Annotated in this window: 19 protein-coding genes; 12 read left to right on the top strand and 7 right to left on the bottom strand. The window is 70.8% G+C overall.

Annotated elements, in window-relative coordinates; translation table 11 throughout:
- Nucleotides 1–3: 3 nt before the first annotated feature.
- Nucleotides 4–681 carry a spermidine synthase family protein gene (locus RV986_RS17315; protein ID WP_475918266.1) on the bottom strand — a complete coding sequence of 226 codons (678 nt, stop codon included), beginning with the start codon at nt 679–681 and terminating at the stop codon, nt 4–6.
- 202 nt (nt 682–883) lie between these two features.
- Between RV986_RS17315 and RV986_RS17310 the strand changes: the two genes are divergently transcribed.
- Nucleotides 884–1,768 carry a rhomboid-like protein gene (locus RV986_RS17310; protein ID WP_475918265.1) on the top strand — a complete coding sequence of 295 codons (885 nt, stop codon included), beginning with the start codon at nt 884–886 and terminating at the stop codon, nt 1,766–1,768.
- Here RV986_RS17310 and RV986_RS17305 read toward each other — a convergent pair.
- A complete protein-coding gene (locus RV986_RS17305) occupies nt 1,741–2,229 on the bottom strand; it encodes an ATP-binding cassette domain-containing protein (protein WP_475918264.1) in 489 nt (162 codons plus the stop codon). The two genes, RV986_RS17310 and RV986_RS17305, sit on opposite strands and share 28 nt — an antisense overlap.
- A 45-nt stretch (nt 2,230–2,274) precedes the next feature.
- Between RV986_RS17305 and RV986_RS17300 the strand changes: the two genes are divergently transcribed.
- From RV986_RS17300 to RV986_RS17275, 6 genes are all read left to right on the top strand, one after another.
- Nucleotides 2,275–2,733, top strand: a complete 459-nt coding sequence (locus tag RV986_RS17300) for an IS607 family transposase (RefSeq protein WP_475918263.1) — start codon at nt 2,275–2,277, stop codon at nt 2,731–2,733.
- Complete coding sequence (locus tag RV986_RS17295) at nt 2,730–4,661, top strand: zinc ribbon domain-containing protein (protein WP_475918262.1); 1,932 nt, start codon at nt 2,730–2,732, stop codon at nt 4,659–4,661. Before RV986_RS17300 ends, RV986_RS17295 begins: the two co-directional genes overlap by 4 nt.
- Before the next feature lie 145 nt (nt 4,662–4,806).
- Nucleotides 4,807–5,376: an ATP-binding protein gene (locus tag RV986_RS17290; RefSeq protein WP_475924306.1), complete on the top strand. Its 570-nt coding sequence runs from the start codon at nt 4,807–4,809 to the stop codon at nt 5,374–5,376.
- A 288-nt stretch (nt 5,377–5,664) separates the two neighbouring features.
- Nucleotides 5,665–8,103, top strand: a complete 2,439-nt coding sequence (gene lon / locus RV986_RS17285) for an endopeptidase La (protein WP_475918261.1) — start codon at nt 5,665–5,667, stop codon at nt 8,101–8,103.
- Nucleotides 8,104–8,362: 259 nt separating this feature from the next.
- Nucleotides 8,363–8,881, top strand: coding sequence for a MarR family winged helix-turn-helix transcriptional regulator (locus RV986_RS17280; protein ID WP_475918260.1), 519 nt, complete (start codon nt 8,363–8,365; stop codon nt 8,879–8,881).
- A 280-nt stretch (nt 8,882–9,161) separates the two neighbouring features.
- Nucleotides 9,162–9,593 (top strand): MarR family winged helix-turn-helix transcriptional regulator, encoded by a 432-nt coding sequence (locus RV986_RS17275; protein ID WP_475924305.1) that lies wholly within the window; start codon nt 9,162–9,164, stop codon nt 9,591–9,593.
- A 97-nt stretch (nt 9,594–9,690) separates the two neighbouring features.
- Here the strand turns inward: RV986_RS17275 and RV986_RS17270 are convergent, their stop codons facing one another.
- Nucleotides 9,691–10,479 (bottom strand): hypothetical protein, encoded by a 789-nt coding sequence (locus RV986_RS17270; RefSeq protein ID WP_475918259.1) that lies wholly within the window; start codon nt 10,477–10,479, stop codon nt 9,691–9,693.
- 395 nt (nt 10,480–10,874) lie between these two features.
- Between RV986_RS17270 and RV986_RS17265 the strand changes: the two genes are divergently transcribed.
- The 5 genes from RV986_RS17265 to RV986_RS17245 are packed head-to-tail and all read left to right on the top strand — an operon-like array spanning nt 10,875 to nt 16,597.
- A complete protein-coding gene (locus RV986_RS17265) occupies nt 10,875–13,748 on the top strand; it encodes a sensor histidine kinase (RefSeq protein ID WP_475918258.1) in 2,874 nt (957 codons plus the stop codon).
- Nucleotides 13,745–14,248, top strand: coding sequence for a roadblock/LC7 domain-containing protein (locus RV986_RS17260; RefSeq protein ID WP_475918257.1), 504 nt, complete (start codon nt 13,745–13,747; stop codon nt 14,246–14,248). The genes RV986_RS17265 and RV986_RS17260 overlap by 4 nt, the downstream gene beginning before the upstream one ends.
- The gene (locus RV986_RS17255; RefSeq protein ID WP_475918256.1) at nt 14,245–14,652 is read left to right on the top strand and encodes a DUF742 domain-containing protein; all 408 of its coding nucleotides are present in this window, start codon (nt 14,245–14,247) and stop codon (nt 14,650–14,652) included. The genes RV986_RS17260 and RV986_RS17255 overlap by 4 nt, the downstream gene beginning before the upstream one ends.
- Nucleotides 14,653–14,689: 37 nt before the next feature.
- On the top strand, nt 14,690–15,319 hold the full coding sequence (locus RV986_RS17250; protein ID WP_475924304.1) for a GTP-binding protein: 630 nt from the start codon (nt 14,690–14,692) through the stop codon (nt 15,317–15,319).
- Between the two features lie 24 nt (nt 15,320–15,343).
- A complete protein-coding gene (locus tag RV986_RS17245; RefSeq protein WP_475918255.1) occupies nt 15,344–16,597 on the top strand; it encodes a styrene monooxygenase/indole monooxygenase family protein in 1,254 nt (417 codons plus the stop codon).
- 30 nt (nt 16,598–16,627) lie between these two features.
- Here RV986_RS17245 and RV986_RS17240 read toward each other — a convergent pair whose 3' ends face one another.
- The 4 genes from RV986_RS17240 to RV986_RS17225 form a co-directional block, all read right to left on the bottom strand.
- Nucleotides 16,628–17,767, bottom strand: coding sequence for a C40 family peptidase (locus RV986_RS17240; protein ID WP_475918254.1), 1,140 nt, complete (start codon nt 17,765–17,767; stop codon nt 16,628–16,630).
- A gap of 101 nt (nt 17,768–17,868) precedes the next feature.
- Complete coding sequence (locus tag RV986_RS17235; RefSeq protein WP_475918253.1) at nt 17,869–18,180, bottom strand: hypothetical protein; 312 nt, start codon at nt 18,178–18,180, stop codon at nt 17,869–17,871.
- A 25-nt stretch (nt 18,181–18,205) separates the two neighbouring features.
- Complete coding sequence (locus RV986_RS17230; protein WP_475918252.1) at nt 18,206–18,931, bottom strand: TetR/AcrR family transcriptional regulator; 726 nt, start codon at nt 18,929–18,931, stop codon at nt 18,206–18,208.
- A 213-nt stretch (nt 18,932–19,144) separates the two neighbouring features.
- Nucleotides 19,145–20,074: an AurF N-oxygenase family protein gene (locus RV986_RS17225; protein WP_475918251.1), complete on the bottom strand. Its 930-nt coding sequence runs from the start codon at nt 20,072–20,074 to the stop codon at nt 19,145–19,147.
- Nucleotides 20,075–20,089 lie beyond the last annotated feature (15 nt).

Below are 20,089 nucleotides of genomic sequence, written 5' to 3'. Positions count from 1 at the left end.
CGGCTATCCAGGTTCGACCGCCAGGTGGACGACGTCCGGAACGCCCCGGGCAACGGGGATCTCTTCGGTACGCACCCCATGGAATCCGGCATTCCGCAAGGATTGTTCAAATTCCGGAGAGGGCCGCGCCGACCACACCGCGAGTACTCCGCCCGGCCTCAACGCCCTTGCGCAGCTTGCCAGTCCGGCCGGTCCGTACAGTCCTTCGTTGCCCTCGGTGACCGTCCAGCCGGGCCCGTTGTCGATGTCCAGGCACAGCGCGTCGTACGTGGCGGAAATCTCATTGACGTGAGCGAGCAAATCGGCTCGGACGACCTCGGTCCGCGGGTCGGCGAGCGCCGCCGCGGAGAACTCGGCGAGCGGTCCCTCGCGGTGCCAGCCGACGACGGCCGGCTCGCGTTCGACGACGGTGATGCGCCCCCAGCGCGGGTTCGCCGCCGCGTGCGCCAGTGAGAACCCGACACCGAGGCCCCCGATCAGCACACTCGGCTCTGCCCGCCCGTCCAGGGCGTCCAGCGCGGCGTCGACGAGCAGCCGCTCCGAGCGGCCGTCGGAGGTGTCCATCAGGAAGCATCCGTTGGCGATGATCTGCAACAGCCCACCGTGCCGCCGCAACACGACCTCGCCGTAAGGGCCTTCCCGGCGATCGATGACTACAGGAATGTCGTAAGGGGCAGTCATGGCCCCATCGTGTCAGTCGCCGCCCGCCGGGCCGTGGTGTGCCGTGTGCCGGGAGTTGGTGCCCCGGCCACCGGACGGACGCGCGGGACGTCGGTGAAGTTGCTCTGTGAAGTTGCCATGAATCCGGTGCCGGGTGGCGTCGGTCATAGACAGCGGCGCGCCGGACACCAAGGGTGGAGCGGTACGGAAGGAGCCCCTCACCGTGGACCGGAGCACGACGGCGACGGCAAAAGACACGGCCTCCTCGGCCGACGTCACGCCCAGGGACCCGGAGACGGGCACGCCTCTCCTGGACGGGGTACCGCGACAGCGCGGCGGCAAGGCCTGGGCACCCCCGCCCCAGGCCCCGGCAGCGCCCTCCATACCTTCCCCTCCTGCTTCCGGCCGCCTCGCCCGGCTCCGCTCCCTGCACTCCTGGCGCCTGTTCCCCACCCCCACCGGAACGCCCTTCACCTTCGGATACGCGGTCGTGCTGGCCGTCACCTCCGTGGTGGCCGACTACGCGGCCCCCTCCGTCGTGGACGCGTTGTACCAGGGGTCCAGCACGGATGTCGCGCACCTCGTACGGCATCCGGTGCTGGTGCTGCTGGCCAGCGCGCTGTGGGTCGCGGGCGGGATCGCCTCGTCGTACGCGATCGGGTTCCTGCTCGTGCTGACCGCGCTGGAGCGGCGCATCGGCGGGCTCCGGGCGGCCGGGGTCTTCCTGCTCGGACATGTCGTGGCCACGCTGGCCACCGAGGTGCCCGTCGGGCTCTCGGTACTGGTGGGACACCTGCCCGGCAGCTCCCTGCACCGCCTCGACTTCGGCATCAGCTTCGGCGTCGCCACGAGCGTCGGCGCGCTCACGGGGCTGCTCACCCCCTGGCTGCGCTGGCCGGCGCTGATCGGCTTCGCCTCGATGCTCGTCGGCGACCTGATCGCCTTCACCGACCCGATGACGAACTGGGGGCATCTGATGTCCCTGGCGATCGGTGTCGCGACCTGGCCGCTGGTACGCGGCTGGCGGCGCGCCCGTACGGCGGCGGTCCGCGACCCCGGCGCCCCCGTCGAGCGCGCCGCTCAGGCGTCCGGCGCCGGCGCCGCGTAACCCCCGGCCGCCGTCAGCTCGGCGACCGTGCCGTGGAAGGCGACCCGACCCGCGGCCAGCATGGTCACGTCCGAGCAGGCGTACTCGATGTCCTCGACCTCGCGCGTGGCCAGCACGACACAGGCCCGGCGCCCCAGTTCTCGGACGAGGAGATGCAGGTCGGCGCAGCCGCGCGGGTCCAGCCCGGCCGTCGGCTCGTCGAGGACCAGCAGCGCGGGGGAGTTCACGACGGCCTGCGCGATGCCGACGCGCCGCCGGTGGCCGTAGTCGAGCGCGCGCAGCCGCTGCTCCAGGTGGTCACGGAGGCCGACCGACTCCGCCGCGTGCTCCACGGCCCGCGCGATCCGCGCGCCGGGCAGCTCGCGCAACCAGGCGACGTACGACAGGAACTCGCGCACCGTGTAGCCGCGGGCCGCCCCGAACGACTGCGGGAGGTAGCCGAGCCGGCGGCGGATCTCCATCCGCTGTGCCGCGAGCGCCGCTTCTCCTCCGTCGACATTGAGAACATGAAGCGCGGCGGCATCGACCGGCCACGCCTGGAGCTGCTGTACGTCCGCGTCTGCGGCTCCACCGGCCAGGAGACTTCCCTGACCGCGCAGGAAGAGGAGTTGCGGACCACGGCCACCGGTGAAGTCGTCAAGGTTGTCAAGGACCGGGGATCTGGCCTGAAGGAGAACCGCCCAGGACTCAGCCGGGTCCTGGCGATGGTGTCCGACGGGTCGGTGACGGTAGTCCGTGTCACCCATGAAGACCGTCTCGCCCGGTTCGGTGTCGGCTGGCTCAAGCAGCTGTTCGCCGTGTACGGCGTGACTCTGGAAGTACTGCACCCGAAGAAGTCCGGGGGCCGGGAAGAACTCCTCGAAGACTTCATCTCCCTGGTCACCACGTTCGCCGGACGCCTGTACGGCATGCGCTCGGCGCAATCCCGCCGGCGGCTGCTCGCCGAAGCCGCGGAGCGCGCATGAGCCGGAAGCTGCCGCTCGCCGGCAACGAGACGTCCCGCACCGCCTGCGCCCGTGGCCGGCTGCGCACCGCAGTCGATGAGAAGACCGGTGAGTTTCTCAGCGCTTCCGTTGTGGCGCAGAGGGTCGGCTGGACTGCCGGTCTCGTGTCCGGCATGGTCGCCGGTCTGCTGGGCGAGCACTGGAACAGTCTCGACGTGAACTCGCTGGCCTCCGGCGTGGACGCGGGTGGGCAGAAGCTGCCGTCGAATGCCTGGATGGCCCTGCGCCGCCTGGGCTGGACCGTCAAGCCTGACGCGAAGGTCAATGACCGCATCGTCCGCATGGCCCAGGAGCAGGCTGGACGCACCCTGCGCTCCGTGAAGTGGCGATCGGATCTGGCCGTCGGCGTCCTCAAGGCGTGGCCTGCCGATCCGAAGAAGCGCACTGCCGAGGAGTGGGATGCCGTCCGTGAGGCGGTGCCTGGTGGCCAGTTGCTGCCGTCCAGCCTCATCACGTCCCGCACCCGGCAGGTCGTCTCCTTTCATAAGAAGCACGACCGGATGCCGGTGGATGTCTTCGAGCTGGAAGGCGCTCCCCGGATTGCCCGCATGCTGCTTCTGTCCGCCTGTGACAGCCAGCAGGCCACCATCGAGCGCGGCGATGAGCCAGGCCGGGCGCTGCTGCGGCTGCAACTGCCGATCCGCCCGGATCCGCAGTCGTATGCGGACTGGACGTGGGTGGCCTGCCCGATCACGCTGCCCCCGACCGTTCCCGCCGGTGCGGTATTGCACCTGCCTGCCCTGCGTGTCCACCAGGGCGCCGTACATGCCGACCTTGCCTACACGCATGCCGTTCCGAAGACGCAGCGCACCGGCCACGCGGTCGCCCTTGGCGTGGACTGGGGCCTGAACACCCTGCTCAGTGCGGGTGCCGCCCGGCTCCACGACGACGGAAAGATCACCACCCTCGGCAGTGGCGGCATGTTCCGTGCATCCGGCGTCCTGTCGAAGCAGCACCGCCTGCGCCGTCAGTCCGAGTACCTGCACACCAGGACTGACCAGTACGACCGGCTCATCGGCAGCGGTGAACGGCACCACCTGGCAGACAAGCGGCAGATCCTCGCCGACGAGATCCGTCATGTGTCTGACCGCCGGTCGAATCTCAATGACGCTCTGGCGTGGTCGGCCGCCCGGTGGGCCGTGGACCAGGCGATCGCTGCCGGGGCCACGGCCCTCTACATCGAGGATCTCCGCTCCATGGAGGCCCGGGGTATGGGCCGCAACCACAACACCCGCATGTCGCAGACGGTGCGCGGGCAGATTGTGGAGCGGATGCGCCATCTGGCCGCCGAGGTCGGCATCGCCGTGGTGACGGTCCCGGCCCGGAACACCTCCAGGCACTGCCCGCAGTGCCTGGTTCCATTGCGCCACCGCAAGTCTCCCGACCGGCCGACTGTTCCTGGCTGGAAGTGGGCGATCTGCCCGTCATGCAGTTGGCAGGGCGACCGGGACCAGGGCGCCTGGCGCCGGATCGTCGCACGAGGCCTCACCCACCAGGCAAAGACGGTCACCGACCGTGCCGGCGGCACGATGGTGATCCGCTCCGTGGTGGACACACTCGAAACCAGGGCGGTCGTCACACCGGCTGCCCCCCAGACCGGCCAGGACAGGTCCAAAACGGGACCGACTCGGCGACAAGCAGCATGTCCGACGCCCAGGCGACGCCGGACGCCCTCCTCCGCCTCGGCGGGCCAGTGTCCGGAGGGACACGTTCACACGGTCCGGAGACTGCCTCGTGCGGCCCTCCGGAACCAGGGCGTGACGACGATCAGCACACACCGTCCGCGAGGGGCAGTCCTGGGCGCGGGTTTCCACCTGCACGTCCATGCCTCCCCTCCATCGTGGGAACCCATACCAGGCGATACACCTGACTACGTTTCCCTAAGCTGATCAGAGACGCTTTCTGCCCCGAGCGGAGTCCCGGTGTGGGCGGCCACCGGTCCAGCGGACGGGGGAGACCGTGGCCGAGGAGATAAAGATCGAGGTCGGGCGGGACGTCACGGGACAGATAGCCGTCGGACACCACCTCATCCAGATGTCGGGTGCGCACTCGTCGGTGACCGTGATCCAGCCGGAGCGGCTGCCCCGCCCCGTCGTGCGGGAGGACCCGACGCTGCTGCCCAGACCTGCCGAGGACGTCGTCGGGCGCGAGGAGGAGACGGCCGACATCGTCCGGGCCGTGGCCGGGGGCGGGCCGGTGCAGCTCCACGGGCCGGCCGGTATGGGTAAGAGCACGCTGCTGCGGAAAGTGGCCCATCGGCCGGCCGCGGAAGGCGAGCGGGTGGTCTTCCTCCCGGCTACGGACCGTGATTCCGGAGACGTACTGCAAGACCCTGTTCGAGGCGTGCTACGACGCACCCAGATACCGGCCAGGGACGACCGAGCTGCGGCGGCTGATGACAGGGCTGGAGTTCCGGCTTCTGCTGGACGACGTCGGCTGCCCGGCACTGGAACTCGGCGAAGTGCTGAATGCCGCGCCTACCGCCACCCACCTGATGACCTGCACGGATCGCACGCTGTGCGGGCCGTAGCCCGCGCTCGCCGAGTCCGTGCACCGCTTCCTCCTCGGCCCCCTGGTCACCCGCGCGGTCACGGCGGCCGGTGACGAACTGGCACAGGAATTCACCCGGCGCCTCGGAACATGATCGGGGGGTCGCGCCTTATACGTACACGCCTTATACCTACGCGCCTGATCCCTACGCGCCTGATCCCTGCACGCCTGATCCCCACACGCCTGACACGTGCGCCTCCGACACACCGGCGGACGAGCGAAAGCCGCAGGCCACCGCCCCGTCACGGGGCGATCGCTCAGAGCGAACAGCCCCCGGGGAACATTCAAGGGCTCACCTGCATTGAGTCGGCATAGCTCAACTTGAATGCCGAAGGGGAGATCATGGCTTCGACGTCCACATCGCTCACTCTGCCTGTGCTGCCGCTCGACGACGAGGTCGTGCTGCCCGGGATGGTTGTTCCGCTGGACCTGAACGACGCCGATGTACGTGCCGCGGTGGAGGCAGCCCAGGCCGCCGCCCGGACGGAACCCGGCAAGCCGAAGGTGCTGCTGGTGCCCCGCATCGACGGGGTGTACCCGAGCACCGGTGTGCTCGGCACCGTCGAGCAGGTCGGCCGGCTGGCCGACGGCGACCCGGGCGCGCTCATCCGAGGGCGTGGACGGGTGAAGATCGGCGCGGGGACGACCGGTCCCGGTGCCGCCCTGTGGGTGGAGGGGACGCGGGTCGACGAGACCGTGCCGGACCCGCTGCCCGGCCACGTCACCGAACTGGTCAAGGAGTACAAGGCCCTCGCCACCAGCTGGCTGCGCAAGCGCGGCGCCTGGCAGGTCGTGGACCGCGTCCAGGCGATCGAGGACGTCTCCACGCTCGCCGACAATTCCGGATACTCGCCGTACCTGAGCACCGAGCAGAAGGTCACGCTGCTGGAGACCGCCGACCCGGTCGCCCGGCTGAAGCTCGCCACCGAGCAACTGCGTGAGCACCTCGCCGAGCAGGACGTCGCCGAGTCCATCGCCAAGGACGTACAGGAAGGCGTCGACAAGCAGCAGCGCGAGTTCCTGCTGCGGCGCCAGCTCGAAGCGGTCCGCAAGGAACTGCGCGAGCTGAACGGCGACGCGAAGGACGGCGAGGAGTCCGACGACTACCGCGCCCGCGTCGAGGCCGCCGACCTCCCCGAGAAGGTCCGCGAGGCCGCCCTCAAGGAGGTCGACAAGCTGGAGCGGTCCAGTGACCAGTCGCCCGAGGGCTCCTGGATCCGGACCTGGCTCGACACCGTCCTGGAACTGCCGTGGAACGAGCGGACCGAGGACGAGTACGACATCCAGGGCGCCAAGGGCATCCTGGACGCCGAGCACGCAGGTCTGCAGGACGTGAAGGAACGCATCACCGAGTACCTGGCCGTGCGCAAGCGGCGTTCCGAGCGCGAGCTCGGCGTCGTCGGCGGGCGACGCGGCGGTGCCGTGCTCGCGCTCGTCGGTCCGCCCGGCGTCGGCAAGACCTCGCTCGGCGAGTCCGTCGCCCACGCGATGGGCCGCAAGTTCGTGCGGGTCGCGCTCGGCGGCGTACGGGACGAGGCCGAGATCCGCGGACACCGGCGTACGTACGTCGGCGCGCTGCCCGGCCGTATCGTCCGCGCCATCAAGGAGGCCGGGTCCATGAACCCGGTGGTCCTGCTCGACGAGATCGACAAGGTGGGCTCCGACTACCGCGGCGACCCGGCCGCGGCGCTGCTGGAAGTCCTCGACCCCGCCCAGAACCACACCTTCCGGGACCACTACCTGGAGGTGGAGCTGGACCTGAGCGACGTCGTGTTCCTGGCGACCGCGAACGTCCTCGAAGCCATCCCGGAGGCCCTGCTCGACCGTATGGAGCTGATCCGGCTCGACGGATACACCGAGGACGAGAAGGTCGTCATCGCGCGGGACCACCTGCTGCCGCGTCAGCTGGAGCGGGCCGGTCTGGAGAAGGACGAGGTCACGCTCGACGAGAGCGCGCTGCGCAAGCTGGCCGGGGAGTACACCCGGGAAGCGGGCGTACGCACCCTGGAGCGGGGCATCGCCCGGCTGCTCCGCAAGGTCGCCGCGCAGCACGAACTCGGTGAGCGGGAGCTGCCGTTCACGGTGACCGACGAGGATCTGCGCGGGCTCATCGGGCGGCCGCACCACGTGCCCGAGTCCGCCCAGGACCCGGCCGAGCGCCGCACGGCGGTGCCCGGTGTCGCCACCGGCCTGGCCGTGACGGGCGCGGGCGGTGACGTCCTCTTCGTGGAGGCGTCGCTGGCCGACCCGGAGACGGGTGCGGCGGGTCTGACCCTGACCGGTCAGCTGGGTGACGTGATGAAGGAATCGGCGCAGATCGCGCTCTCCTTCCTCCGTTCGCACGGCGCCGAGCTGGAACTGCCGGTGGGCGACCTGAAGGACCGGGGCGTGCACATCCACTTCCCGGCGGGCGCGGTCCCCAAGGACGGTCCGAGCGCGGGCGTCACGATGACGACGGCGCTGGCCTCGCTGCTCTCCGGCCGCCTGGTCCGTACGGACGTGGCGATGACGGGCGAGGTCTCGCTGACCGGCCGTGTCCTGCCCATCGGCGGGGTGAAGCAGAAGCTGCTCGCCGCACAACGGGCGGGTGTCACCACGGTGATCATCCCGAAGCGCAACGAGGCCGACCTGGACGACGTCCCGGCCGAGGTCCTGGAGAAGCTCGACGTCCACGCCGTCACGGACGTCCGCCAGGTCCTGGAGCTGGCGCTGTCGCCGGCGACGAACGGCGCGACGTCGGAGGTTCCCGTGGCGGCGATGGGGGCACCTCCCAGGCGTTAAGCACTGGGGGAGGACGCCACTGGATGAGTGAAGGCTCGGGTCCCGTGAGGGAGGCCCGGGCCTTCGCCATACCGCCGGCCTTTGTCCGTGCCTTTGTCCATGCGCCGTCGTCCGTGCGCCGTTGTCCGTCGGCCGTCGGTGCGTGAGGTGGGGGGCGCGGGCTGCCGTCGCTCCACGCCTGCGGAATACTGACCGAGCTGTGGCCGGGGCCACCTTCGGCGGAAATGTTCAGGATCGGGAAACCGGGTGAGGGGCTGACGTGTACGAGGACGGGAACGGAGGCCGACGTCCGGCCGGATCCGACGCGTCGGGCAGAGGCGCGGAGCAGCCCGCCGCGCGGGTCGTCGCGGAGCCCGAGTTCCTCTCCCTGGAACGCGAGTTGACGGTGTTCCTGCGCCGTGCCCGTGCCAATCAGGGGGAGATGGCCCGCGAGGTGCATCCGGACCTGGAGTCCGCCGCCTACGGCCTCCTCGTACGTCTCGACGAGTGGGGCCGTCAGCGCGCCACGGAGCTGGCCGCCTACATCGGTGTCGGCAAGGCCACGATGTCCCGTCAGCTGCGCGCCCTGGAGGACCTCGGTCTGGTCGCCCGGGAGCCCGACCCCGCCGACGGGCGTGCCTGGCTCGTCCATCTCACCGACGAGGGCCGCAGCCGCGTCGGTCAGGTGCGGGAGGCGCGCCGCGCCCGCTATGTGAGCGAGCTCGCCCACTGGGACCCCCGCGAGGTCGCGGAGCTGGCGCGGCTGCTGCACCAGCTGAACCGGGGCATGGAGAAGTAGGTGGAGCGGCGGGGGGAGCGGGCCGTGTCCGTCGGGGCTCTCGCGTTCGGTCTCCGGGTACGGTGCTGACGTGCAGGAGACCGAGACGGGGAGCGGGGACGGGGACGAGGACGGGCGCCGGGACGAACCCGAGGCGCCGGAGCAGGTCCCGAACGAGGAATTCCCGCCGCTGGAGCACGTCCCGAACGAGGAATTCCCGGCACCGGAGCACGTCCCGAACCAGGAATTCCCGGCACCGGAGCAGGTCCCGAACCAGGAACTCCCGCCGCCGGAGCACGCCCTGAACCAGGAATTCCCGGCGCTGGAACGGGAGCTGACCGTATTTCTGCGGCGCGCCCGGGCCAATTCCGGCGAGATGGCCCGCGAGGTCCACCCCGACCTGGAGTCCTCGGCGTACGGACTCCTCTTCCGCCTCGACGAGTGCGGTCGCCAGCGCGCGACCGAGCTGGCGGCCTACATCGGCATCGGCAAGGCCACGATGTCCCGGCAGCTCCATGCCCTGGAGGTGCTCGGTCTGGTCGCCCGCGAGCCGGACCCCGCCGACGGGCGCGCCTGGCTCGTCCACCTCACCGACGAGGGCCGACACCGCTTCCGTACGGTGCGGGAGGCGCGACGGGCGCGATATGTCCGCGAACTCGCCGGCTGGGACCCGCGCGAGGTCGCCGAACTGGCGCGGCTGCTGCACCAGCTGAACCTGGTCATGGAGAGGTAACCGGGCGGGGCCCCGACCGTTCCCCAGGCCACCTCACTCCCCAGGCCACCTCACTCCCACGCCACCCCACTCCTCACGCCACTTCACTCCACCCCACTCACCACTCCACGAACACCACCGTCGCGTCGTCGTGCGTCTTGCTCCGCCCCAGCCGCGCCCGCTCCCGCGCGTCGGCGCGCTCCAGCGCCCGTACGCGGTCGACGAGCGCCTGGGCGCCCTCCTTGCGTACGAGCGTGAAGCAGTCCCTCCAGTCGCCCTCCCCGAACTTCTCCACCCAGCGGGTCGCGCCGTCCGTCACGGCGGCGAGGGCGCGGACCTCGGCGCGCGGGACCGTGCCCGTCACCGCCCGGGCCGCGACCGACGGGTCGGCGGCGGCCGTGAAGAAGCCGCCCTCCTTGTTGCGGACGGTCGCGTCGGCGATCGCGTCCGAGGCGAGGGAGGTACGGGGGACGCGGGTGAGACGGTCGTCCAGGACGGGGGTCACCTCGCCCGCGGGGGACTCCAGCAGAAGGGCCGAATCCGACAGGACCAGGTACTCGACGAGGTCGGCGGACCACCGGGCGAGGACCACGGTTGCCTGGGGCGTACGCGGGTGAGAAAGGTCACAGGTGCCCGTGTGGGCCTCTGCGGTGCGCAGGATCGACCGCGAAAGGATCTCCGGCAGGGGCAGATCCCGGCGGGAAACGGACAGTTCGGTCAGGGCTCCGCCGAGGCGTGCGGAGAACCAGGGGACGGAATGCAGACAGCCGTCGTCGTCCGCGGGGGGTGTCACGCCGTCGAGGACGACCAGTGAACCCCCTTGTCCTGACGCCGGAAGTCCGACCGATGCGAAGTCCTCGTTGGGGCGGTCCGGGTCACCCGGTTCGGAGATGAGTTCGGTGCGCATTCGGCCAGTCTGCACGACCCCTCCACAACGTCCACGAAAGGCTGGCAACGGTCGCGGGACAAGTGCGGAGCAGCAGCTCAGCCGCCGGGTTTGACATGGAATGATCGACTCCGGTGAGGCGTGGCGGCGAATACTGCCAAAGCGCGCCGCCGACGTCCAACCGGCCCGCCGCGCAAGGGGGCCGCGCACGCCGGCGGAACTTGCCCGCCAACTCCCGTCCGGGGTTCACTCCTTCGGGTGGCGGGCCGGATGATGCGGGACCACTGCCCACCGGCACTGGGAGGGTCGGGAGCCGATGGAGTCACCCCCTGCTTGAGCGAAGTCGAGAGCTTGGGGGAGGGTGGGCGCCTCAATTGACGGAACGTCACCCGGGCCCTTGGGTACACGAGTCAGGAATGCGAGCACCGGTGCAGAAGATGCGGTCTCGGCGCGCAGGCAGGCAGTCGGCCTCGGGAGGCGAGCGTTCGGCCTCCGACGGGGGCGCGGAGCGTACACCGGGTGCCGCGGGGGAGAGCCCCGCGGGCAAGGGTCGCTCCGCACATGTGCGCAATCGGCTGATCGTCGCCGTGGCGGTCGTCGCGGCCGCCATCGCCGGCGCCGGAGCCCCCACGATCATGGCGGCCTCGGAGCAGCTGAACGACTCCCAGAACCTGGTGACGCTCGCCGGGCCGACCCAGCAGGCGCTGACGCTCGCCCATTCGCTGGCCGACGAACGCGACGAGGTCACCTCGTACATCGCCGCGGGCCGGCCGAAGTCCAAGGCGCCCTCCGAGCAGCGCGGCGCCCGGGTCGACCGGCAGGTCCAGGAGCTGCGGGCGGACGAGGACGCGCCCGCCGTGCTGCTGAAGGACCTGGACGACATCGGCGCCGTCCGCAGAGCGGCGCTCACCGGCAAGAGCACCGCTCTCGAAGCGCACGAGGCGTACTCCGCCGTCATCACCGAGCTCCACGGCCTCGCCGAGGACCTGGCCGAGCGGCTGCCGCCCCGCGCGGGCACCGGCACGCACGCCCTCGCCGAACTCGACTCCGCCGTCCAGCAGGCGGCCGCCGCCCGCGGCCTGCTCCTGGCGGCCCTCAACATCCCGGTCACCACCGAGACGGTCATCAGCCCCGTCACCGGCCTGCCGACGACCAGTACCGACTCCTCCCCGGCCGACACCAAGCAGCGCGACGCGCTCAGCGCCGCCGCCCAGCAGGCCCGGCTGCGCTCGGACGCGGACCTCGCGAACTTCCGTGAGACGGCGACGAAGACCGCCAAGGCCTCGTACGACTCCACGGTCACGGGCCCGGACGTCACGGCCGCCGACAAGTACCTGACCGGCCTCACCGACCGGCCGACGCTCTCCGACTCCGAACTCGACACCAGCGTCAAGAAGCTGGACGCGGCGCTCTCCGCCCGCGTCGAACTGATGCGCGGCGTCGAGGCCTCCCTCAACGAGCGCCGCACCAAGACCCTGGAGCAACTGCGCGACGACGACGTCACCGCGCTGGAGATCCGGATCGCCCTCATCGGCACGCTGCTGCTGGTCGCGGTCGGCGTCTCGATGGCGATGGCCCGCACGCTCACCCGCCCGCTGTCCGTACTGCGCCGGGGCTCGGCCCGCCTCGCCGCCGACCCGGGCACGCAGGAGCCGGTGAAGTTCACCGGGCGCAACGACGAGTTCGCCCAGGTCGTCCGCTCCGTCAACGCGCTGCACGCGCACGCCGCCGCGCTCCACGAGCGGCTCGCCACCCTCGAAGCGGACCGCAAGCACCTCATCGGGCAGCGCCAGCTGATGGCCGACGAGCGCGACAGGCTGCGCGCCGAACTGGCCGAGGCGGCAGGACACCTGGAGCAGGTGCGCGGCACCATCCACGGCACCTTCGTCAACCTGGCGCTGCGCACCCTCGGACTGGTCGAGCGGCAGCTCGGGGTCATCGAGGGCCTGGAGGAGCGCGAGCAGGACCCGGACCGCCTCGGCACGCTCTTCAAGCTGGACCACTTCGCGACCGTCATGCGGCGCCACAGCGAGAACCTGCTCGTCCTCGCGGGCCACGAACACGTCCAGCACCACGCGGGCCCGGTCCCGCTCGTCGACGTCGTGCGCGCCGCGGTCAGCGAGATCGAGCGGTACGAGCGCGTCCGTATCGCCGCGCTGCCGCCGCACGCGCACCTCGCCGGGTTCGCCGCCGACGACCTCTCGCACCTGCTGGCCGAACTCCTGGAGAACGCCTCGTCGTTCTCGCCGCCCGACCAGCCCGTCGAGGTCTCCGGCTGGCTGCTGGAGAGCGGCGAGGTGATGCTCTCCGTGCAGGACGAGGGCATCGGCATGGCGGCCGAGCGGATGGCCCGGCTCAACGCCCGCCTCGCCGAGTTCGACCCGGACGACGCGTACGACCAGGAGAGCGGCGAGGGACTCGGGCTCGGCCTGTACGTGGTGGCCCGGCTCGCCCACCGGCACGGCGTCCGCGTACAGCTGCGCGAGCAGAAGCAGGGTGGCACGGCGGCCGTCGTCGTCCTCCCGAACCCCCTGCTCGCCACCTCCCCCGCCGTCGCGGTCCCCTCGGCCGCCCCGGTCGCCGGAGCCGCCCCCTCGGTCACCCTCCCGGGCGCCGACGCGGAGGCCAACTCCAACGTCCTGCCCGGCCGTTCGGCCCTCACCGCGCAGCAGCCCGCCGGTCCCACGGGTCCCACGGGTCCCACCGGTCCTACGGGTCCCGCCGTTCCCGCCGGGGACGAGGACCCGCTGATCGCCGCCGCGGAGGAAGCCGTACGGGCGGACGCCGCCGCGCAGGAGCCGGTACGCGCCCCCGAGCCGACGACGTCCGAGACCACGATGCTGCTGCTGGCACCGGTGCTCCCACCGGACGAGCCCGGCGCACCCGAGACACCCGCCGCCCGGGCCACCGACCCCGACCCCTACGCCATCGGCCCCGACGCCCACGACCGGGTGTCGGACGAGGAGCCGGAGCGCGTCACCGACAAGGGCCTGCCCAAGCGGACGCCGAAGATCTCGGCGCCCGCGCCGGTCCCGCCGCCGCGCGTCGGCGGCGTGGACGCCGAGGCACTGCGGCGCAGGCTCGGCGGCTTCCACCGGGGCGCCACGGAGGGCCGCCGCGACGTGGAGGCGGAGATCGCCGAACAGACGGCCCAGCCACAGACGTCCACCGCGCACAGCACCACACAGCACACCGCGCAGGACCACGCACAGGACTACGCACAGGACGCACGGAAAGCGTCCGACGCAGTAGACGCATCGGGGGGCACTGTCGAGGAGGCAAGCAGTTGACCGCGCCCAGTACCTTCGGCCTGAGCAGTGAAGCCCGCAATCTGCACTGGCTGCTGACGAACCTCGTCGAGGAGGTGCCAGGCCTCCTTTCGGTCGCGGTCGTCTCCTCCGACGGTCTGCTGCTGCTCTCCTCCGACCCCGGGAGGAACGCGGAGGCCCGCACCGGCCTGGAGGCACGCGCCGCCGGCCCCAAGGGCTCCTCCGCCGACCTCGCCACCATCGTCTCCGGCATCGGCAGCCTCACCATCGGCGCCGCCAAGCTGATGGACGCGGGCGGGGTGAAACAGACGATGGTCGCGATGGCCGAGGGCAGCCTCTTCGTCATGTCGATCAGCGACGGCTCGCTGCTCGGCGTGCACGGCGCCCCGGACTGCGACATGAGCGTGGTGGCATACCACATGGCGCTCTTCGTCGGCCGCGCCGGACATGTCCTGACCCCCGAACTCCGCAGCGAGCTACGCCAGTCACTCGAAGCCAAGCCGACGGGGAGCGCCCAGTGAGTTCTTCCTCCGCGCCCAAGCTCCCGATACGCGGCGGCGACCGCAAACCCGCCCGCGTACGCCCGTACTCGCTCACCGGCGGCCGTACCCGCTTCGGCCATGTGCTGCTCGTCGAGACGTTCGTGGCGGCGCTCGAAGCCCCCGAGGAGCGCAAGGAACTGCCCAACAGCTCGCGCGCGACCCGGGTGATGCCCGAGATGCAGGCCATCGTCGAACTCTGCCGCCGGATGCGTACGGTGGCCGAGATCGCCGCCCTCCTCAGGATGCCGCTGGGTGTGGTCCGCGTCCTCCTGAGCGACCTGGCGGACCAGGGAAAGATCCGTGTGTACGGAACAGGTCACGGCCCGGGACAGCCGGACCGCGCTCTGCTGGAAAGGGTGCTGAATGGACTCCGTCGTCTCTGAGGGCGCGGCGAGAACCGCCTTCCCCGCCACGGCCCCGATGCCGCTGGCCCCGGTGCCGGTGCCGGTGTCCGAGTCCGAGTCCGACGAGAACCTCCAGGCCTGGCAGACCGACCGCACCCGCGCCCCGATCGCCACGAAGATCGTGGTGGCGGGCGGCTTCGGCGTGGGCAAGACCACGCTGGTCACCGCCGTCTCCGAGATCGCGCCCCTCCAGACGGAGGCGCTGATGACACAGGCCGGCGAGGACACCGACGACCTCACCGCGACCCCGGAGAAGCTGACCACCACCGTGGCCATGGACTTCGGCCGCATCACGCTCGCCGACGACCTGGTGCTCTACCTCTTCGGTACGCCGGGCCAGCCGCGGTTCTGGTTCATGTGGGACGACCTGGTGCGCGGCGCGATCGGCGCGGTGGTCCTCGCCGACACCCGCCGCCTCAAGGACTGCTTCCCGGCGCTCGACTACTTCGAGAGCTGCGGACTGCCGTACGTCGTCGCGGTCAACCACTTCGACGGCACCGAGCGGTTCGACGCCGCGGATGTGCGTGAGGCCCTCACGGTGCCTTCACACATACCTGTCATGATCATGGATGCCAGGCGTCGGATCTCGGTCGTCGAGACCCTGCTCGCGCTGGTGGGGCACGCGCTCGACGTGAGCCCCGAATAGGACGTACACGGAGTGAGGACGCGCATGCGGAAGATACTCGTCGTCGGAGCCGGTCAGTCCGGACTCCAGCTTGCCCTCGGCCTCCAGTCGCACGGGTACGAGGTCACCCTGATGTCGAACCGTACGGCGGACGAGATCCGCACCGGGCGCGTCATGTCGACGCAGTGCATGTTCCACACGGCACTCCAGCACGAGCGCGATCTCCAGCTGAACTTCTGGGAGTCCCAGGCCCCGAAGATCGAAGGACTCGGCGTCTCGGTCGCGGCCCCCGGTTCCTTCGACCCGGGCCCCTCGCAGCGCGCGATCGACTGGGTGGGCCGGCTCGACGGCTACGCGCAGTCCGTCGACCAGCGGGTGAAGATGGCCGGCTGGATGGAGACCTTCGCCCAGCGCGGCAGCCAGCTGGTCATCCACGGCGTCGCGGTCTCCGACCTCGACTACTTCTCCCGTACCTACGACCTGGTCCTGGTCTCGGCCGGCAAGGGCGAACTGGTCTCCATGTTCGGCCGGGACGCCGCCCGCTCCCCGTACACGGAGCCGCAGCGCGCCCTCGCCGTCGCCTACGTCCACGGCCTCGGCCCGCGCCCCGAGCACCCCGACTACGACGCGGTCCGCTGCAACCTCGTCCCCGGTGTCGGCGAGCTCTTCGTCATGCCGACGCTCACCACGTCCGGCCGTGCGGACATCCTCTTCTGGGAGGGCATACCCGGCGGCCCGGTCGACGCCTTCAAGGGCATCAAGGACCCGGCCGAACACCTCTCCCTGACCCTGGAACTCATGGAGAAGTTCGTGCCGTGGGAGTACGCGCGGGCCACCAAGGTCGAACTCACCGACGTCAACGCCACCCTGTCCGGCCGTTACGCCCCCACCGTCCGCAACCCGATCGGCCGCCTCCCCGGCGGTGGCCTGGTCCTGGGCGTCGCCGACGTGGTGGTGGCCAACGACCCGATCACCGGCCAGGGCTCCAACTCCGCCGCCAAGTGCGCGGCCGCCTACCTCGCCTCGATCCTGGAGCAGGAGGAGAAGGAGTTCGACGAGACCTGGATGCAGGCCACGTTCGACCGTTACTGGGACACGGCCCAGCACGTGACGAAGTGGACGAACGCCATGCTGGGCGTCCCGCCCGAGCACGTCCTCAACCTCATCGGCGCCGGAACCCAGCTCCCGCCGGTGGCGCATCGTTTCGCCAACGGTTTCGACAACCCGGCGGACTTCGAGAACTTCTTCTACGAGCCGGAGAAGACGGAGGCGTACCTGGCTTCCGTGACCGGAGCCTGAACCTGCCCCTCCGGGCGCGGGGACGACTGATCAAGCAGTTCCCCGCGCCCGGAGGGACGCTGCTCGCCCCCCTGAAGGGGCGCTCTTCACCTTCCCCTCCGGAAGGCGCGGCGGCATGTAGTGCCGCAGCGGCTTGCCGTCCGGATCCGGACGAACGGCACCCAACAACGGATTGGCGGCGATGGGGGAGACCTTGACATCCGTCCCCGGTCTCGGGGCCTGCACGACCTTCCCGTCCCCCACGTACAGGGCGACATGCGTGGCATCGGGGAAATAAAGAACAAGGTCCCCGGGGCGCAGCTCGCTCAGCGGAACGCGGGGCAGCTCGGCCCACTGCTCCTGGCTGGTACGGGGGATGGGCCGCCCGGCATGGTCCCAGGCCTGCGAAGTGAGCCCCGAGCAGTCGTACGAGGCCGGCCCCTCGGCGCCCCACTCGTACGGCTTCCCGAGCTGCTTCACGGCGTACCGCACCGCCTCCTCGCCCTCCCGCGAGGGCGGCCGGGCACTGCTCAGCGCCCCCGAGGCCACCAGCTTGCGCTGCGCCTCGGCGACACCGGACTTCTCCAGCCGTGCCAGCTCCGCCAGCTGATCGGCACTGAGCGAGGCAAGCAACTCCTCGACCTTCCCCAGCTGCCCCCGCACCTCATCACGTTCCTTCTTCTGCCGCTCGGCGAGGACGAGTTGAGCGTCGAGTGCCTTCCGCGCGGCCCGCGCCAGCCCATCGGTCCTCTTCTCCCTCCCCACCAGCCGGTCCACGGTCTCCACCCGCTCCCGGGACAGCTGCCCGATCACATGCCCCTCGTCCAACGCGTGCTGCGGGTCACGGGCGAGCAGCAGCCGCACATACGAGGAGATCCCGCTGCTGTTCTGATACTGCTGCCGGGCGAGCCGCCCCGCCGCGCCACGGCTGTCCTGCAGCGAGAGGCGGGCCTTGACGAGGTCCCCGTCTAGCCGGGCGACCTCGGCCCGCCGCTTCTTCAGCTTCTCCTCGGTGGCGTTGTACGCCTCGGCGGCGCGCTCGGTGTCCCGGTACAGCCGCTGAAGATCCGTCAGCACCCGCACCACCGACCGCTCCTGCGCACCGGGATCGGGGGCGGCCACCGCGGGCGTGACCGACATCCCCGCCGCCATCGCGGCCGAACAAGCCAGACGCAGAAGCCTTCCTGACATGCCATCACCTCCGGTGCGAGGTGGTCCCTCCACCTCGCACCGGCAGGATCAGGTCGACGCATCCCGAGCGCGCGCCCGCTGACCGTTTCGGCCCAAGAAGGTCACTCGTCCGCGTGGGACTCCGGCGTGGCTCCCGCGCCCTTGGCACCGGGCTTGGACCAGGGCCACTTCAGCCCGCCCCTCCCAGCATCGCCGGACGGGTCGTACGCGTACTTCCACCCCTGATGCAGCCCCAACCGCTTGCTCGCCCGAGCCTGCACCCGCCGATAGACGAGCACGGTCGGCGGCCCGCCCCCGGCGTCCGGAACCGGAACCCGGTACACCTTCGGCGGGTGTCCGGTCAGACCGAGCAGGACGGGCAGCACACGCCCGTCCAGCGGGCCGCCCTCGAAGGGAGTGTCTTCGCTCTTCACCGCACCAGTGTCACAAACGCATCCGTCACAGCAGCCGCGCGGCGTCACTGATCACCGGAAGAACCACCCGGGCCAGCCGCCCCACGGCCCCGTCCCGCGCCTCCAGGGCCAGCGCGGCCCGCACCACCCCGGCACACTGCGGATCACGCCCCGCGCTGACGACGATCATCGCCGTGAACTGCTCCACGAGCCAGTCCCGCAGCTCGTCCAACGGCGGCTCCTTGCCCCCGTCCAGCCAGCTCAGCGAGGCACCCTCCACCGCGGTGATCCACATCCGCACGGTCATCCTCAGCCGCGCCCCCGGATCCCGCACGCCCAGATGATCGAGAATGTGCTGCGCCGCAGCCCGCCGCACGCCATCCACTATGGCCGTGGTCCGGGACGTCTCGACGACACTCCCGCCCTGCAACAACGCACTGAACCCGGCATCGTGCTGATCCACGAACGCCAGATACCGGTCGAGCGCCCGGGCCAGCCGCTCGCTCAGCGGTCCCTCCGGGGGCTCCGCGAAACAGTGTTCCAGCTCCTCCGCGGCGGACCGCAGGGCAGCCTCGTACAGCTGCTGCTTGCCACCCGGGAAGTACCGGTACACGAGCGGCCGCGACACCCCGGCCGCCTCCGCCACGTCATCGAGCGAGACCTCCTCGGGCGCCCGGTGCGCGAAGAGGGACAGCGCCGCATCGAGCAGCTGCGAACGCCGCTCCTCGACACTCAGCCGACGGTACGCGGGGGTGGGAGCCTGCGAGGTCATATCGGCAGCGTAACCGGCCTGCCACGCCCCCCACCCGCCCGCGGCAGTCGTCGTACTACCCAAGGGGGTCGTGCCGGTACGTCCGTTCGCGGCGTACTCGATCGTCCCAGGGGGAACCGAAAACCCGGCGGGACCGCCACCGGCCGCGAACGGACGTACCGGCACGGCCCCCCACCCCACAGACGGCCCCCAGGGGGACGGACCGCGCCCCTCTCAGGCCAGCAACCCGGACGCCTTCCACAACCGCCGCCCGACCCCCCGCAGCACCCCGATGTCGTCCAGGAACTCGGTCAGCCGCTTGGCCCCGGTCTGCATGACCTCCCGCCGATGCCCACTCGCCCGCACCTGCGCCACGGCCTCCCGCCGATCGAGGCCGACGTTCGTGTAGACCTCGGGATTGACGAAAGCGACGGAGAAGACCCGGGCGAACTCCCCCGATGTCACCCTCGTGAACTCCTGCGACCACCGCGGCGCGGTCACCATCTGCCGCCGCAGCTCCTCCCGCGCGTAGCGCACATGCCGCGCCTCCTCCACCACGTGGATGCGCGTGACCCCCCGTATCAGGCTCTGCACCCGCTCGTCCGGAAAGGTCAGCCGCTGCATCCAGTCCAGGATCTCCTCACCGAGCAGCGTGGCGGTGAATGACCCGGGGGTGGTGGACACGGTCTTGAAAATTCTCCCCAGATTCAGATGAGCCCGGCTCACCGGATAGTAGGGCGTGCCCCCACGCGAAATAAGCCGGGCGAACATCTTCGAGTGCCGACACTCGTCCTCGATCTCGGTCAAGGCGTAACGCACATGCGCACTGGTAGCAGCTTTGTCATAAATATGCCGCACCAGAAGCTGCATCAAAATAATCTCGAACCAGATCCCCAGCGAAGCCAGCGCAGCGGCCTCGTGCCGCGACAGCAGAACCCGCTGCTCCTCCCCCATCCGCCTCCACAGCGGGGTGTCGTACAGCGACACCAGCTCCGGCGGCCAGAACCACTTGCCGTCCTCGAAGGGCGCCTCCCAGTCCAGCTCCGTGTCCGGGTCGAAGGAGTGCTTGGCGGAGGAGTCGAGCAGCCGCTCGGCCACCTGCTCCCGGTCCTTGAGCAGGCCGAGCGCATCGCGCAGCACATCCGCTTCCGTCGCCGTCGTCATGACTGTTCCCACCTC

The sequence above is a fragment of the Streptomyces sp. RLA012 genome (assembly GCF_056270325.1).
Note: the sequence above shows the minus strand (reverse complement) of the source record. Positions and strands in the feature narration are given on the sequence as shown.